Origin of the sequence: Parabacteroides merdae ATCC 43184, from assembly GCF_025151215.1 — a bacterium.
In the GTDB taxonomy this organism is placed as follows: domain Bacteria; phylum Bacteroidota; class Bacteroidia; order Bacteroidales; family Tannerellaceae; genus Parabacteroides; species Parabacteroides merdae.
The window spans coordinates 2737457-2754268 of the sequence record NZ_CP102286.1 but is presented as its reverse complement, the minus strand read 5'-3'; the positions used below and the strand labels follow the sequence as shown (position 1 = coordinate 2754268).

The following is a 16812-nucleotide window of genomic DNA, read 5'->3' as shown; positions in this document are numbered from 1 at the left end:
CTATAAGAAGATGAAAACAAATTATGAATTGCGTTATGCTGCGCATCCGGAAGATGCAAAGCAATATGATACGAAACGTATCCGTCGTGACTTTCTGATTGAAAAGGTGTTTACTCCGAATGAAGTGAATATGGTCTATTCGATGTACGACCGTATGATCGTCGGTGGCGCTATGCCGGCTGGCGAGGTATTGGTTCTGGAAGCAATCGATCCGTTGAAAGCTCCTTTCTTTCTGACTCGTCGTGAAATGGGGATCTTCAATGTGGGCGGACCAGGTGTTGTAAAAGCTGGGGATGCTGTCTTCGAACTCAATTTTAAGGAGGCTCTTTATCTGGGTTCCGGTGACCGTGAAGTGACATTTGAAAGCAAGGATGCCAAGAATCCGGCTAAATTCTATTTTAACTCTACGACTGCACATCGCAACTATCCGGATAAAAAAGTAACGAAGGCTGACGCTGTGGTTGCCGCTATGGGCTCTTTGGAAATGTCCAACGACCGCAACATCAACAAGATGATCGTCAATCAGGTCCTTCCTACCTGCCAGTTGCAGATGGGTATGACGGAATTGAAACCGGGCAGCGTATGGAACACGATGCCGGCGCACGTGCACAGCCGTCGTATGGAAGCTTATTTCTATTTCGATATTCCTGAAGACCAGGCTATCTGCCATTTCATGGGCGAAGTGGATGAAACCCGTCATATCTGGATGAAAGGCGACCAGGCTGTTTTGTCTCCCGAATGGTCTATCCATAGTGCTGCTGCCACTCACAACTATACTTTCATTTGGGGTATGGGAGGTGAAAACCTGGATTACGGAGATCAGGATTTCTCTTTGATCTCTGACTTGAAGTAATGAATTTCGGACATTAATATATATTATTATGGTAAATTTTTCATTGGAAGGTAAGGTTGCACTTGTAACAGGTGCTTCTTACGGTATCGGGTTTGCGATTGCGACTGCGTTCGCTAAAGCCGGTGCTACTATCGTGTTTAACGATATCAAACAGGAATTGGTGGATAAGGGTCTCGCTGCCTATGAAGCTGAAGGTATCAAAGCTCACGGTTATGTTTGCGACGTGACGAATGAAGAGCAGGTGAATGCTTTCGTTGCACAAGTCGAAAAGGAGGTAGGCGTAATCGATATTCTGGTGAACAACGCCGGTATCATCAAACGTATCCCGATGGTGGAAATGACGGCTGCCGAATTCCGCCAGGTGATCGATATCGACCTGAACGGTCCGTTTATCGTCTCTAAAGCAGTTATTCCTTCCATGATCAAGAAAGGACACGGAAAGATCATCAATATCTGCTCTATGATGAGCGAACTCGGCCGTGAGACCGTATCGGCTTATGCTGCCGCCAAAGGTGGTTTGAAGATGCTGACTCGCAATATCGCTTCCGAATATGGCGAATATAACATCCAGTGTAATGGTATCGGTCCGGGTTATATCGCAACTCCGCAGACCGCTCCTTTGCGTGAAAGACAGGCTGACGGTTCCCGTCATCCGTTCGATGCCTTTATCGTTGCCAAGACTCCGGCTGCCCGTTGGGGAACTCCTGAAGATTTGATGGGACCTGCCGTATTCCTTGCCTCCGACGCTTCCAACTTCGTAAACGGCCATGTGCTGTATGTCGATGGCGGTATTCTGGCTTATATCGGTAAACAACCTTGATAAGGTCGCACTGGCTCTTATTGCCTTTCTGCGTTAAAAAGAGTCCTTTCGGGAGAAATTCAGATTTCTTTCGAAAGGACTTTTTTTAGGGTAGGACTCTAAATCGGAATCTGATTACGTTATGATGATTATTATAAGATAATAATTATCTTTGCGTAAAAAGAAAACAACATGACATTGTTAAATAATCCATTCGTTACAAGTGGTTACATCGCTCCCGAATATTTCTGTGATCGGGAGAGGGAGACCGAAGAGTTGCTTCGTTGGCTGGTCAATGAAAACAATGTAGCCATCATCTCTACCCGCCGTATGGGAAAAACCGGGCTAATCCAGCATTGTTTCCATTTGAAAGAAATAAAGGAAAATTATTATACCTTCCTGATTGATATTTATGCGACCAAGACACTCCGAGAGTTCGTTTTTCAGTTAGGAAAAGTAATTTTGGCGACTTTAAAACCGAAAGGACAAAAGGCTTGGGAGTTGTTTGTTAATAGTTTGGTCTCTTTAAAGGCCGGTTTTTCATTGGATATGTCGGGAATGCCGCAATGGAATTTGGAATTGGGCGATATCAAGTCGCCGGAAACGACTTTGGATGAAATTTTTCATTATTTGGCTGTATCTGATAAGCCTTGTATTATTGCTATCGATGAGTTTCAACAGGTTGCACAATATCCGGAAAAGAATACGGAGGCTTTGTTGCGTACTTATGTCCAGCATTGCGACAAGGCTCATTTTATATTTGCCGGTTCACAACGTCATTTGATGGGTGAAATGTTTATTAGTCCTGCCCGTCCTTTTTATCAGAGTGTATCTATCCTGCATTTATCGGCAATCGATAAACAGAAATACATGGAGTTTGTACAACATCATTTCAGGATGGCGCAAAAGAATATTGATATTACAGTCTTTGACTCTTTGTATAATCGTTTTGAAGGAATCACTTGGTATCTGCAAAAGATATTGAATATTCTTTTTGCAATGACTCCGAAAGGGGAGGTGTGCGGTGGCGAGATGATTGAACAGGCAGTGGATTTCATTTTGGATTCTTATTCCTTTACCTATTCTGAGTTGCTTTATCAATTGCCGGAAAAGCAGAAAGAGCTGATGATTGCCATTTGTAAAGAAGGGAAAGCAACGGCACTGACTTCCGGAAAATTTATCCATAAATACAGCTTGCCGTCAAGCAGTTCGGTTCAATCGGCTTTAAGAGGGCTGTTGGAAAAGGACTTCATAACAAAAGAAGGAAACTTTTACATGGTTTACGATCGCTTTTTCTCTTTGTGGTTGAGGCGGAACTTCTAAAGAAAAGGGCTGTGTCAAAACGGAGTTTTGACACAGCCCTTTTCTGTATATATGATACAACGATTATTTGTTGTATTTACTCCAGTCAACATTGTGCATGTCGCCGCTGGCTGCCAGTTCTTCGTGGAAAGCGAAGCAACATTTCAGGTTCTGTGGCGTGTGTCCCTTGATACCCATTGCCAGGTATTCTTCCAGTAACGGTTTGTAGTCCGGATGGACGCAGTTGTCGATGATGCAACGTGCACGCTGGATCGGAGATTTGCCGCGCAAGTCGGCAACGCCATATTCCGTGATGATGACTTTGACGGAGTGTTCGCTGTGATCCAGGTGGGAAACCATCGGTACGAATGCGCTGATCTTGCCTTCCTTCGCCGTAGACGGAGTCGTGAAGATGGACAACATGGCCGAACGGGTGAAGTCGCCGGAACCGCCGATACCGTTCATCATTCTTGTACCGGATACGTGGGTGGAGTTGATGTTACCGAATATATCGGCTTCCAAAGCCGTATTGATGGCCACCAGGCCGAGACGGCGGGCTACTTCCGGATTGTTGGAGATTTCCTGCGGGCGAAGCAGAATCTTATCTTTGAAGAAATCCAAGTTCGCGTAGATGTCGCGGATCACTTCGTTGCTGACAGACAGTGAACAACCGCTGGCAAACTTGACGCGTCCCTCTTTCATCAAAGCAATAACGGCATCCTGGATAACTTCCGTATAAACGTTGAATGCCGGAATATCCTTGTTTTCGCCCATGCAACCCAAAACGGCATTGGCAACATTGCCTACGCCACTCTGTAGCGGAACGAATTCTTTCGGCAGACGGCCGGCTTTGATTTCGCCAACCAGGAAGTTGGCAACATTCTGGCCGATAGCCATTGTCACGTCATCCAGCGGAGAGAACTTGCCGCCTTCGTTCGGTTCGTCGGTCTTGACAACACCGACGATCTTAGCCGGATCGACTTTCACGCAGTCGCTACCGATACGGTCGGACGGAGTGTAGATGGGGATTTCGCGGCGGTAAGGAGGATCAGCCGGTTCATAGATATCATGCATCCCGCGGATTTCTTTCGGGTGGCGGCAGTTCAACTCGATGATGATACGATCGGCCATGCGACAGATTGTCGGCAGGATACCGACACCGCTTGTCGGAACGATTTCGCCGTCTTCCGTCACATCGGCTGCTTCGACGATGGCTACGTCGATCTTGCCTAAGAAGCCATAACGCAGGCTTTGTGCCAGTTCAGACAAGTGCATGTCGAAATACTGTGCACCGTGGGAATTCAGCAGGGCACGCAGGTCCTTGTTGGACTGATACGGAGTACGGAATTTGATTGCATTGGCACGAGCCAGTTCGCCGTCCAGCTTGTCGCCTGTCGAAGCGCCGGTAAACATACCGATCTGAAACGGGTTTCCTTTTTCATGTTCGGCAATTGCTTTTTTTGCAATGGCGCCCGGCACAACTTTAGGACATCCTGCAGGAGTAAATCCGCTAAAGCCTACATTGTCGTCGTGATGTACGAATGAAGCTGCTTCTTCAGCTGTAATAAATTTTAAAGCCATGATATTATTAATTTAGTAATACTTTATTCAGTTAACAGTGCGGCGCAAAGGTATTAAAAAAGACTATAGATTAATACTTGCGATTAAGTATTTCAGTGTAAATAACAGCTTTTCTCAGTTCGGCGGCATTGTCGAACTCGATATCCGTAAGTGGGATTTCCTCTTCGGTTGAGGGAACGACAAGGCGATTGCCGGCAGGAGATTGTTTGTCTGTCACTTTTTCGGCGGCAAGAAATGGTGAGGGGTCTGCAACTTGTTGTTGTTTCTTTTTTCTTTTAGGAGTGGGTACAGGTTGCTTTGCCGGTTTCGGATTTTGCATTTCTTCCAGAATCTCCCAAAAGCCTTTGTCGGGAACATTATCTTCGTTTGTGACGATTTCCCTGTCCGGTTGCCCCAATATCTGTTTCGGACGTTTTTTCTTGTTCTTGGAACCGAACAAACTGCTGATCCCTGCAATTATCAGGAACACAATATATAGCCAATCACCTGCGTTATCCATAAACTTTGATTATTTTTGCACTCCAAATGTAGGAAATATTATTTAGAAGTGAAAGAAAGGATACATATAATAGGTATAAAAGTAAATAAGGGTAACTTCACAGCCACCCTTATTCGATTTAACCAAAACCTTAACTATGAAAAAATTTACGTTTTTCGATTACAAATATAAGCGTGGTATTTTGACTGTGCAAGTGTTTAGTGAATTATTTTTCAAAAACATTTATATTTAACAGTAATTAGTAAATAAGATGACGAATCAAGAGAATGGCGTGGACTTAAAATCCGCAGCCGTAACGGAAGAAAAGAAGTTGTTCATCGAAACCTACGGGTGTCAGATGAATGTGGCAGACAGCGAAGTAGTCGCTTCCATCATGAAAATGGATGGGTATGCAGTGACTGACAAGATTGAAGACGCTGATGCTATTTTCGTCAACACGTGTTCGGTTCGCGATAATGCCGAACAGAAAATCTACGGACGGCTTCAGTATTTCCAGTCTTTAAAAAGAAAGAAAAAATCTTTAGTGATCGGCGTGCTCGGATGTATGGCGGAGCGAGTGAAGGAGGAGCTGATCGAAGTGCATCATGCCGATTTGGTAGTCGGCCCGGATTCCTATATGGACCTGCCGAACCTGGTGGGGGCGGTCGAGCACGGCGAAAAGGCGATCAATGTAGAACTTTCCACGCAGGAAACCTACAAAGATGTGATCCCTTTGAAATTGGGAGGCGTGCATATTTCGGGCTTTGTCTCCATCATGCGCGGATGTAATAATTTCTGTACCTATTGCATCGTGCCGTATACCCGCGGAAGGGAGCGCAGCCGGGATATCGAAAGCATACTGAACGAGATACGCGATATGCGTGATAAAGGCTTTAAGGAAGTGACTTTACTGGGGCAGAATGTCAACTCTTATCTCTTTGAAAAAGAGGGGGAGAAAATTTCGTTTCCCGCCTTGCTGAAGCGTGTCGCCGAGGAAGTGCCTGAAATGCGTGTCCGCTTTACCACTTCGCATCCGAAGGATATGAGCGATGAAACCCTGCACGTGATCGCTGAGCATGACAATATATGTAAGATGATCCATCTTCCTGCACAATCGGGAAGTTCCCGTATCTTGAAAGTGATGAACCGTAAATATACGCGCGAATGGTATCTGGATCGTATTGCCGCTATCCGTCGTATCCTGCCGGACTGTGCTATCTCGACCGACCTGTTTTGCGGTTTTCATTCCGAAACGGAGGAGGATTATCAAGAAACGCTTTCCCTGATGCGTGAAGTAGGCTACGATAGTGCTTTTCTTTTCAAATATTCCGAGCGTCCGGGAACCTATGCGGCCCAGCATCTTCCCGATACGGTCAGTGAAGAAGAGAAAGTCCGCCGTTTGCAAGGCATGATCGACTTGCAGAACCAGCTTTCGGAAGAAAGTAACAAGCGTGATATCGGCAAAGTGTTCGAGGTTCTGATCGAAGGTTTCTCCAAACGTTCGCGCGAACAGTTGTTCGGCCGTACCAGCCAGAATAAGGTTGTGATTTTTGACAAGAAGAATTATCGCGTAGGACAATTTATAAAAGTACGCATAAACCGCGCCTCTTCCGCAACTCTGTTTGGAGACCCGGTCGAATAAGAGCGGGGATTTTTCTGTAGGGGCTGGATTCTGTTCTGCCTATTGCCATTTAATTATGGTGATGTTGATTCCTAATGGGCGGAGTAACCCCGCCCCTACGGACTCCCATTATTTACAAATTCTCCATCATACCATCATGTTTCTTGTGTGAATATTGAATATCATATTGTATAGATATGATAGTTCCCTTTTCAACTATCATGCAACTATCATAAATCAGCTGTTTAACTATCATTTCGGCCGTTTTACTCGAAATAGACATACTCCAAAAGCGTTAAAAACGGAATGTTTTGCGGAAAGCATAAGCCTTTTTTCCGGAACACGTTACTTTTTTTAATGAAAGACGTTAGATCTTTTCCTCAAAATACCCATATCAGGGCCATTTACACCTCCATTTGAGCAGTCTTGAGACCCGGATCTGCCGGTGTCGGACACCCGGGTCTCGACAAAAAAATGTAACTATATTGTTGAAAATAAGCTATATGCTACGTGTAAAAAAGCTATTGTATCCATGATGGTATGATAGTTGAAAAACCATCCGTCATGTCTACTATCATTTCGTGTAAGTATTGATATTCATGATCTTAAAAGCAAAGCATGATAGTATGACAGTTGTTTTCGTAATCAATAATAAGTTTATGGAATAATAGGACAATTGTAAGAATATTTGAACCTTTCCACAGGTTTGTCCGTTTGCTCACCGATAGATCTTCTTTCATGTTTCAAATTTGCCAAGAAACAAATCAACACTATTGAGATATAATCTTTAATAATAGTTGTTGACTGAAAGAAAAAATAACACATAAGTCGCTATTCTGCAAAAATACCTTGTTTTTCTCTTTTTTTTCAGTGGAATCCTTGAGTGTGCTAAGGTGTAGTATCTGTCTGATAACCTATCTGTTATCAATTTAACTAATGTACATGCGTACATATATAACAAATACTTGATTTTGTGCTTGTAAGTTGTTGTATTATAGTGATATAGAGGTGTTTTTCAAAATGACTAATGAAAACGTACGTTTTTGTTCGCCATTTTCACTGCACAAAAATACAACTACTTTTTAAACCTGCAATCCTTTCTTCCAATTATTTTCCCTTTTCTATATTCTTTCTTATCAATCAGATAACTTAACAAGTACGAAAAACCGACTTTCCAACACAAACCCTCCAGAAAGCCCCTCAAAAATGACTAAAAAAAACGTACGTTTTCTCTCGTCAAAATACAGAAGTTTAGTTAAAAGACGAAAACACAGGGATGTACGTGATGCTGATCGAACTTTTAGTATATGTATTATTAATATTAATTCAAATGATTATGAACAAAAAGTTTTCTACTCTTGTAGGATGCCTGGCTTTCGGAACGGCATTCTCTGCGGTAGCACAGGTAAGTAATTTTCCCGTAAGCAATGCTTATGGCCAGGTTACTCCTTGTGCGACTGGGTTAACTTATCGTTCTTTCGGAACTAAGAGCAATGCAACTTTAGGTTCTGAAGTGAACAAAATTGAGGCTGATAAGTGGTATCAGTTACGTGTTGGTGAGGAAAAAAATCAGGTTTTGATCCAAGAACGCGATTTTAAAACCGGTGAAGTGACTCTTCGTATTGTGGATGCTAATAAAGCTCCTTTAAACTATTCTTTGTGGCAGATTTCTTATGATAAGAAAGACGGAGCAACTGGTGGCAAATTTACCTTTAAGAACAAGGAAACAGGGTTAGGAATTATCTTTGATCATAAAACAGCTTATGGCAAAGATAAAATCGCTACGACTGCTGCATCTGCAGATTTGGAAGCTTCTATTCTGGAAGGTTGCAATGTTGAGTGGAGTTGGTTCTCTTCTAACGTAGACAATACACAGAAGCTGGCAAATGAAATTCTGTATGCTAATTTCCACGATTCGGACAAATACATCGTATTGAAGAAGTCTTCTAGGACTGCTGCTAATCAGCATGGTCTGAATATTGCAGGAACTCAAGTAGTTGCCGCTGTTTATACGGCTGCCGAAGCAGGGAATAAGGCTACTTCTTGTGAGGCTTTGACATTGACTCCGGTTGTTGCAGAATCTGTTGTGTTAAACGCAAAAGACATCAATCGCATGATCGATGCTCAGAAAGATGGTGCTGCCGGTTTCAACTTTATGACTCCGACGGGTATTGGCAATAGAACGGCTATGTCTCCGGAAGACAACAGCACATTAGACACATATAAGTATATTGCGGAAGAGAAAAATCTGACTGCTGAGGCAGATGAAATAAAATTGGCAGCAGATAAGGCTATTATTGCTGCTGGTAACACTGTTTTATCTGAATATAATGCAGAAGATGGTTCCGAAGCAAAAGAATTGAACTTCATTTTTGCTGATTTTAATAAAGGTGAATCTCAAAATGCATTAGTACAAGCAGGATCTGTTTTCTATAATGACAAGACTGCTGAAAATGCAAAAGATCTTGTAGAGAAGTGGGTCGTTTATCTGGAAGAAACAGCTACTGACCAACTTTGGGCGTTGAGTGATGCCAATAAGGCGTATTATGTAAAATATACAGATAAAACAGTGATTGAAGATTATAATTTCGCTGTTGCTGTTGTTGAGCATAAAGATCTGTATAACAAATATCCTCTTCGTTTGAAAGCTGTGATCGATGAAGAAGATATGGCTAAGAATGATAAATATTTGATGGTTGATACTGCTCGTTGGGAAGAAGCTACCGAAAACCCATCCAACTCTCCTGAACTGCTGTTGTCAAACAAGAAGCCGTCTACGGAAGTTGCTGATTTCTTCTTCAATGCTCGTTATAACTATCGTCTGACTTATTTCCCGACTCAAGATAGTTTGGTTATTGAGCCGTTGAATGCATCTGTAATGAATGATGCAGAATTTAAGGCAGAGAAAACTTGGAGAAACTCTATCGTTGCAAGCCAGTTTATTTCTTCTAGCGATATTACTTCTGGAAACAAAGGTTTAAGTGCAAGTAATACTGATTTGGCTACAGCTCCGGAAGAGGCTCCCGTTGCAGTAATGTTGAGCAAGTTGAATACGAAAGACGGTTGGGTTGTAACTGCCGGTGGAACAGATAAACCTAAAGGTTCTGCTGCTGAAGGTACTCTTCATACTTGCATCGAATTTGATCATTCTTATCCGTACTTGACTCGTACAACTTTGGATCAGGCTGTTTACACCATCCAGTTAGTAACAGATAAAGCTCCGGATTTGACCACTCATCGTGCAAATGGTGTGAATGTTGTGGCAGATATGAGCGGTCATGTTGTATATGATGAAAAAGAGGCTTCTCAGAACTTCGCTCACATGCCTGCAACGCAGTGGGTTGTTGAATATACAGGTTGTGAAGAAGATCCTGTTGCTCGTGTCAAAGTTGTAAACCGTGAATATTCAAATGTGGCATTCGAAGGCCAGCTTTATAAAGCTGATGACAATGTATTCATTATCAATCATAATTATGATAATACATTAGGACACCACAACAGTAAGTTCGCTTGCTCTGATACACTGAAGTTTACGAAAGTTGATCCGGTCAATACATTGGGTTATCTGAATCCGGGTGATAAAGTAATCGAAAATACATTCAAACTGAAACAGTTCTTCGATTATGGAACAGATCCTTATTATCTGAACGCTGTTAAGCAGGGTAAAGATACGCTGTTGAGAGCTCAGGCTGAAGGTTCTAACTTTGAACTGGTTCCGGTTAAAGTTAACTGGGATGCGGCTGCTTACGAATCAACGAACATACCTTACGGTTATACAAGTGAAGCTGCTGGTGCAACTCAACTTTATAAATCAGTTTATATGCTGAAAGTGAAGGATGCAGATATGATCAACAATGACCGTGTATTTGTTGGTATCAACAAGAATGGTAAATATTGCGTGGCTGATACTTTGGATCGTAATGCAAATTACACATTGGCTTATTTTACATTGAAAGAAAATAACCATTGGACTGCCGATAACGAAGAAGGCCATTATTATGCGTTGGTTCGTACTGAGTATCCTTCTGCTTATCCTGTAGATAAAGATGATGTGTATACTGACGATGTGAATAAATTTGCTGGTTGGAAATACGTCTTTGACGATGCTTTGGATAAACTGGCTATCGAACAAGGTCAACTGGATGCAAAAGTTGAAAACTTGTGTCAGGATCGTACCGAATCGTTCATCTTGGAGGCAGATACAATGCCGTACTATCGCAGAGTTGTCGGTCTGAAGACTGAAAAGTTCTATTCAACGAACAATGAAAACCGTACATTGGGCGAATCTGTAATCGATGGTGTTACTTATATGAACATCTTCAGTGCTGTTGAAGAACCGGAACGCAACAACGAGTTCTTTATCGATACAGCTCATGTAAATGTATCGAGCATGCCTACTTATCTGTTGGCTCTTGATGTTGAGGCTAAGAAAACAGCAGAATGCAATCACGAAGATCATCCGGCTATCGGTGACCATTATCAGGTGATTGATTACTTACAGGGACGTTACATGGTTGATGCTTCTGTCGATAGCGTAATTCCGGCTTATTTGAAGAACAGCGTTAAACCATTCGAAAATGTGTATACTCGTTATGCATTCGTAAATGCAATCCACTATCAGGATACATTGTACATCATGGATGCTGCTGATGCAACAATCAAGTATGACCGCGATTTGTATGACGGCAAAAACGTTGCCAAGAAAGTTGTTCTGAAAGAAAAGGCTTACGATGGAGCTTCTATCGCATTCCGTTTGAAAGATCAGAGTGATGACGAAAACTTCTATATCGAAACGAAGGGTAAACAGTATGGTTATGCAGCCAATGGTAACACTTGGGTGAAGGAACAAAACCACAACATTGTTTCTACCGGTCGTGGTTATAGTGAAACTGGAGATCATAATGGCAACTGGCATCAAAATGTTTATGAAGATATCTATCAGGCATTGTTGCTGAATACGACAGCTCAAAGTGATGCTACTGCAAACGAAGACGTAGAAGTATCTTCTGTAACAGTCATCGCCGGTAATGGTCAGATCACAGTTGCAGGTGCTGCCGGCAAGAAGGTGGTTATCACTAACATCTTAGGCCAGACAGTCGCTAATACAGTGGTTACTTCTGATAATGCTACTATCGCTGCTCCCGCTGGTGTAGTTGTAGTTGCTATTGAAGGTGAAGACGCTGTAAAAGCAATTGTAAAGTAATCTCAGAATAATAACATTACAATTATAATCAAATAATTCTAAATAAGATCGTGCGCCGTAGAGATGCACGGCGGTGCATCTCTATAAATAACGGCAATTATCCTGCGACAGGTGAACAAGCGATCGTATTATTAATACTAAAGTATTGAAATAAAGTTCTTCTGCCAGTAGCCTGTGAAGGTCGAAGGCAGTTAAAAAAACAAGAGGCTGTGTCGGAATACACTATGTGTATGGATACAGTCTCTTCGTTTGTTTAAGATAAGCATGCTACTTTTTATCCATCTATGCTCGGTGACTTGTAGTTAAAGAATTGTAAAGTAATCACTATCTCATAAATTATTCGTTCTTTTGCAGAAAAATTGGGAGGTGTGTTCTCTGAACGCATCTCCTCGCTTTATTTAATAACAATAAGGTTACGTCTAATGGCTGAAGGTAAAAAGGTTAGTTCTGTTTCTTTCTTTAATTCTCGTCTGACTTCCATTATAAGTATCTCATTGGTACTGTTTCTGCTGGGGCTCGTTTTTCTGATAGGGTTGTTGGGAAACAAACTTTCCGTATATGTGAAGGAGAACATTTCATTTTCGATCGTGCTGAAAGATAATCAGAAAGAAGCGGATATAAAGAAGATGCAGAAGACGCTGGATGCCTTGCCTTATATCAAATCGACCGAATATATATCGAAAGAACAGGCTGTCAAGGAACTTGAGGAGGAGTTGGGGGAAAATCCCGAAACGTTCTTGGGCTTTAATCCGCTACAGGCTTCCATTGAAGTGAAATTGCATTCGGAATATGCTAATGCCGACAGCCTGCAATTGATCGAAAAGAAAATAAAAAAATATACTTCCGTTTCAGATCTGCTTTACCGGAAAGACATGATGCAGATGGTGAACGACAATGTGAAACGTGTCAGCCTGATCTTGCTTACACTTGCCGTAATGTTGATGGCAATCTCGTTTGTGCTGATCAGTAACACGATCCGTTTGCTGATTTATTCCAAACGTTTTCTGATCCATACGATGAAGTTGGTGGGGGCTACACCTGGTTTTATCAGAAGGCCGTTTGTGCGGTACAATGTGGTCAGTGGTATTTTTGCGTCCATTTTCGCAATATTAATGTTGACGGGAGCGTTGTATTATTTACAAAACGAATTATCTGGTTTCGTCCAGTTGTTGGATATTAAAGTATTGATAATTGTTTATGCCGGTGTATTGATAATGGGGATCCTGCTTTCGGTTACGGCTACTGTCTTTGCGGTGAACAAGTATTTACGAATGGGTGTTGATAAACTATATTATATATAAATGTATGGCTAAGAGAGATTTTGCTTTTGGAAAAGAAAATTTTATTTTGATCGCTGTTGCTGTTGCTGTTATCGCGATTGGTTTTATGTTGATGAGTGGTGGCGGTTCGCAGGATCCGACAGGTTTTAATCCTGAGATTTTCAGTTCCCGCCGTATTGTTGTGGCTCCAGCTGTGACAGTGATCGGCTTCGTATTGATGATTTTCGGAATTTTAAAAAACAGCAAAAATAAGGAAGTAGCGGAATGAGTTGGTTTGAGGCTTTAGTGCTGGGGATTGTTCAGGGATTAACGGAATACCTGCCGGTCAGCAGTAGCGGACATTTGGCTATCGGCTCTGCTCTGTTCGGTATTCAAGGAGAAGAAAATCTGGCATTTACGATTGTTGTCCATGTGGCGACCGTGTTTAGTACGCTGGTGATTTTGTGGAAAGAGATCGAATGGATATTCCGTGGTTTGTTTAAGTTCAAGATGAATGCAGAAACTCGTTATGTGATCAATATCCTGATTTCTATGATTCCTATTGGTATTGTAGGCGTATTCTTCAAGGATACGGTGGAAGATATTTTCGGGTCGGGATTGCTGATTGTCGGTTGTATGTTGTTGCTGACGGCTGCGTTGCTCGCATTTTCTTATTATGCCAAACCCCGCCAGAAAGAAAGTATCTCGATGAAAGATGCCTTTATCATCGGTTTGGCTCAGGCGTGTGCCGTGATGCCGGGGCTTTCCCGTTCAGGAACAACGATTGCGACTGGTTTGTTATTGGGAAACAATAAGGCAAAACTGGCCCAGTTCTCATTTCTGATGGTTATTCCTCCGATTTTGGGTGAAGCGTTGTTGGATGTCATGAAAGCGGTAAAAGGCGAAGCGGTAGCAGGTGATATTCCGGCATTGTCATTGGTGGTCGGGTTTATTGCTGCATTCGTATCGGGATGTATCGCCTGTAAATGGATGATTAATATCGTAAAGAAGGGAAAACTGATTTATTTCGCCATCTATTGTGCAATTGCAGGTTTGGTTACGATTGCCTGTACGTTACTTAAATAAGAATGGATTTTATAGCAGGAGAAGTATTATATTTCAATAAGCCCTTGAAGTGGACTTCCTTTGACCTGGTGAACAAGTTCCGGTATAAATTATCGCGGAAGCTGAAGGTGAAAAAGATAAAAGTGGGACACGCCGGTACTTTGGATCCGCTGGCGACAGGGGTAATGATTGTCTGTACGGGCAAGGCCACTAAGAGGATCGATGAATTTCAGTATCAGACAAAGGAGTATGTCGCTACCTTGAAGTTGGGGGAAACGACGCCTTCTTTTGATTTGGAAAAAGAGATAGACGGAGTATATCCGACAGAACATATTACCCGTGAGGAAGTAGAGAAGGTGCTACAGTCGTTCGTGGGAACGATTCAGCAGATTCCACCTGTGTTTTCGGCTTGCAAGGTGGATGGTAAGCGGGCGTATGAGTTGGCTCGCAAGGGTGAAGAAGTGGAATTGAAGTCCAAGACGCTTGTGATCGATGAAATGGAACTGTTGGAGTGTGATCTGCCGGTAATAAAGATACGGGTGGTTTGCAGCAAGGGCACTTATATTCGCGCTTTGGCACGTGATATCGGTGTTGCCCTTCAGTCGGGTGCTCATCTGATAGCTCTCGAACGGACTCGTATCGGAGACATCACACTGGCCAAATGTATGTCTCCTGATGATATCGATACCTTTTTAGATGAAAATATCATAATCAGAAAGGATTGTGAGGATTGATAATGATAAGAATAAAATAAAAATAGAATTTATATTATGAAGCTGTCGAAATTCAAATTTAACTTACCGCAGGAGCTGATCGCTCTCCATCCGGCAAAGAACAGGGATGAGTCCAGATTGATGATTGTCAATCGCAAGACCGGAGAGATCGAGCATAAAGTGTTTAAAGACTTGCTCAGCTATTTTGGAGAAAAAGATGTGTTCATCTTCAATAACACGAAAGTTTTTCCTGCCCGTTTATACGGAAATAAGGAAAAGACCGGGGCTCGTATCGAAGTTTTTCTGTTGCGTGAACTGAACGAAGATCTCCGTCTTTGGGATGTATTGGTCGATCCTGCCCGTAAAATCCGTATCGGTAATAAATTGTATTTTGGTGAAGATGATTCGATGGTGGCTGAAGTGATCGACAATACGACATCACGCGGCCGTACCTTGCGTTTCCTTTATGACGGGAACCATGATGAATTTAAAAAGGCATTGTACGCATTGGGGGAAACTCCGCTGCCTAAATATATCGACCGTCCTGTAGAACCGGATGACGAAGATCGTTATCAGAATATTTTTGCGACGGAAGAAGGTGCAGTTGTGGCTCCCGCTGCAGGTCTTCATTTCAGCCGTGAGCTGATGAAGCGTCTGGAGATCAAGGATTGCCAGTTCGCTTTCCTGACATTGCATTCCGGTCTGGGCAACTTCCGCGAAATCGATGTGGAAGATCTGACCAAGCATAAGATGGATTCTGAGCAGATGGTCGTGAACGGAGATGTCGTGAACATCGTGAATACGGCAAAGGATAACGGCCGACAGATTTGTGCGGTCGGTACGTCCGTGATGCGTGCTATCGAAACGGCTGTCAGTACGGATGGCCATCTGAAAGAGTTTGAAGGGTGGACCAATAAGTTCATTTTCCCGCCGTATGACTTCAGTGTGGCGTCCAGCATGATCACAAACTTCCATATGCCGTTGTCAACTTTGTTGATGATGACAGCTTCTTTCGGGGGATATGATCTGATTATGGATGCTTATGACGTGGCGTTAAAAGAAAAATATAGTTTCGGTGCTTATGGCGATGCCATGTTGATCCTGTAAAAACGGGTACTTATGGCGATTGCATACCTGGGCTTGGGAACCAATATAGGGAATAAGCGACGGAACATGATAACAGCTGCAGCATTGCTGGCTGAAAGGGTGGGAGATATTCTCGCCCTTTCCGGTTTCTATGAAACGGAACCGTGGGGGTTCGAGTCGGAGAACTTTTTCTTGAATGCGGCTGTTAAATTGAAGACTTCTTTTTCTCCGTTGGAATTATTGCGGATAACCCAGCGGATCGAAAAAGAATTGGGGCGCGCGGAAAAAAGCAGCGGAGTCTATCATGACCGTATTATCGATATCGATATCCTTCTGTATGAGGACGAGGTTTTGCAGATTCCGGAGCTTACCTTGCCGCATCCTCTTATGCATGAACGGAAGTTCGTGATGGAACCTTTGGCCGAAATAGCTCCGTTTGTCGTGCATCCTGTGTTGAAAGAACGTATAATAGATTTGAAAGAACGATTATGAATGATTTTGAAAAGATATTGACCGGTGGTGGCATGGTCTTTAAGAAAAAGGGAAAAGACGAAAATGCCGGAGAGAAAAAGATTAAGTTTTCGGACTTCTTGCGTGGTACGCATAAATCGGGTGCTGCCAAGATGAGAGCTGAGTTCAAGTATAAAAAAGCACTGCGTAACACTAAAAAGAAAAAATAATTGTCAATTATCAATTGTCAATTATCAATTGTTTCGTACTTTTGCATGCGAATTGATGTGGATAGATTTGTATTGCTTGCAACCACAGGAAAAAATGCTAAAAACAAGCCCTTTTTAACTGCCGTCCGGCAAAGCAAATTTCCCCTCGTCAATCCATTCATTTGATTTATTA

General features: G+C 42.6%; 14 protein-coding genes. 12 read left to right on the top strand and 2 right to left on the bottom strand.

All coding sequences use genetic code 11. The annotated features are described in order from the left end of the window. Window positions 1-10 precede the first annotated feature (10 nt). The 3 genes from kduI (at window position 11) to NQ542_RS11560 (ending at window position 2975) form a co-directional block, all read left to right on the top strand. Window positions 11-853, top strand: a complete 843-nt coding sequence (gene kduI, locus NQ542_RS11570; RefSeq protein WP_005634650.1) for a 5-dehydro-4-deoxy-D-glucuronate isomerase — start codon at window positions 11-13, stop codon at window positions 851-853. Window positions 854-881: 28 nt separating this feature from the next. Next, window positions 882-1673, top strand: a complete 792-nt coding sequence (locus tag NQ542_RS11565; RefSeq protein WP_005634652.1) for a gluconate 5-dehydrogenase — start codon at window positions 882-884, stop codon at window positions 1671-1673. Between the two features lie 171 nt (window positions 1674-1844). Then, a complete protein-coding gene (locus NQ542_RS11560; protein WP_005634654.1) occupies window positions 1845-2975 on the top strand; it encodes an AAA family ATPase in 1131 nt (376 codons plus the stop codon). A 63-nt stretch (window positions 2976-3038) separates the two neighbouring features. Here the strand turns inward: NQ542_RS11560 and NQ542_RS11555 are convergent, their stop codons facing one another. Continuing rightward, on the bottom strand, window positions 3039-4535 hold the full coding sequence (locus NQ542_RS11555; RefSeq protein WP_005634657.1) for an acetyl-CoA hydrolase/transferase family protein: 1497 nt from the start codon (window positions 4533-4535) through the stop codon (window positions 3039-3041). A 70-nt stretch (window positions 4536-4605) separates the two neighbouring features. Further along, a complete protein-coding gene (locus NQ542_RS11550) occupies window positions 4606-5034 on the bottom strand; it encodes a hypothetical protein (protein WP_005634659.1) in 429 nt (142 codons plus the stop codon). 250 nt (window positions 5035-5284) lie between these two features. On the opposite strand from NQ542_RS11550, the gene miaB reads away from it, so the two are divergent. The 9 genes from miaB to NQ542_RS11505 all read left to right on the top strand — a co-directional run bounded on the left by miaB (window position 5285) and on the right by NQ542_RS11505 (window position 16640). Next, window positions 5285-6655: a tRNA (N6-isopentenyl adenosine(37)-C2)-methylthiotransferase MiaB gene (miaB, locus tag NQ542_RS11545; protein ID WP_005634662.1), complete on the top strand. Its 1371-nt coding sequence runs from the start codon at window positions 5285-5287 to the stop codon at window positions 6653-6655. 1315 nt (window positions 6656-7970) lie between these two features. After that, a complete protein-coding gene (locus NQ542_RS11540) occupies window positions 7971-11837 on the top strand; it encodes a DUF6383 domain-containing protein (protein ID WP_039849729.1) in 3867 nt (1288 codons plus the stop codon). Between the two features lie 422 nt (window positions 11838-12259). Beyond that, entirely contained in the window at window positions 12260-13138 is an 879-nt protein-coding gene (locus tag NQ542_RS11535; protein WP_005634672.1) for a cell division protein FtsX, read from the top strand. A gap of 4 nt (window positions 13139-13142) precedes the next feature. Further along, the gene (locus tag NQ542_RS11530; protein ID WP_005634674.1) at window positions 13143-13385 is read left to right on the top strand and encodes a DUF3098 domain-containing protein; all 243 of its coding nucleotides are present in this window, start codon (window positions 13143-13145) and stop codon (window positions 13383-13385) included. After that, complete coding sequence (locus tag NQ542_RS11525; protein WP_005634675.1) at window positions 13382-14182, top strand: undecaprenyl-diphosphate phosphatase; 801 nt, start codon at window positions 13382-13384, stop codon at window positions 14180-14182. Before NQ542_RS11530 ends, NQ542_RS11525 begins: the two co-directional genes overlap by 4 nt. A 2-nt stretch (window positions 14183-14184) precedes the next feature. Beyond that, window positions 14185-14895, top strand: coding sequence for a tRNA pseudouridine(55) synthase TruB (gene truB / locus NQ542_RS11520; RefSeq protein ID WP_005634676.1), 711 nt, complete (start codon window positions 14185-14187; stop codon window positions 14893-14895). Between the two features lie 36 nt (window positions 14896-14931). Beyond that, on the top strand, window positions 14932-15981 hold the full coding sequence (queA, locus tag NQ542_RS11515) for a tRNA preQ1(34) S-adenosylmethionine ribosyltransferase-isomerase QueA (protein ID WP_005634677.1): 1050 nt from the start codon (window positions 14932-14934) through the stop codon (window positions 15979-15981). 12 nt (window positions 15982-15993) lie between these two features. Then, the gene (folK, locus tag NQ542_RS11510; RefSeq protein ID WP_005634678.1) at window positions 15994-16452 is read left to right on the top strand and encodes a 2-amino-4-hydroxy-6-hydroxymethyldihydropteridine diphosphokinase; all 459 of its coding nucleotides are present in this window, start codon (window positions 15994-15996) and stop codon (window positions 16450-16452) included. After that, window positions 16449-16640 carry a hypothetical protein gene (locus NQ542_RS11505; RefSeq protein ID WP_005634679.1) on the top strand — a complete coding sequence of 64 codons (192 nt, stop codon included), beginning with the start codon at window positions 16449-16451 and terminating at the stop codon, window positions 16638-16640. The genes folK and NQ542_RS11505 overlap by 4 nt, the downstream gene beginning before the upstream one ends. The last annotated feature ends 172 nt before the right edge of the window (window positions 16641-16812 follow it).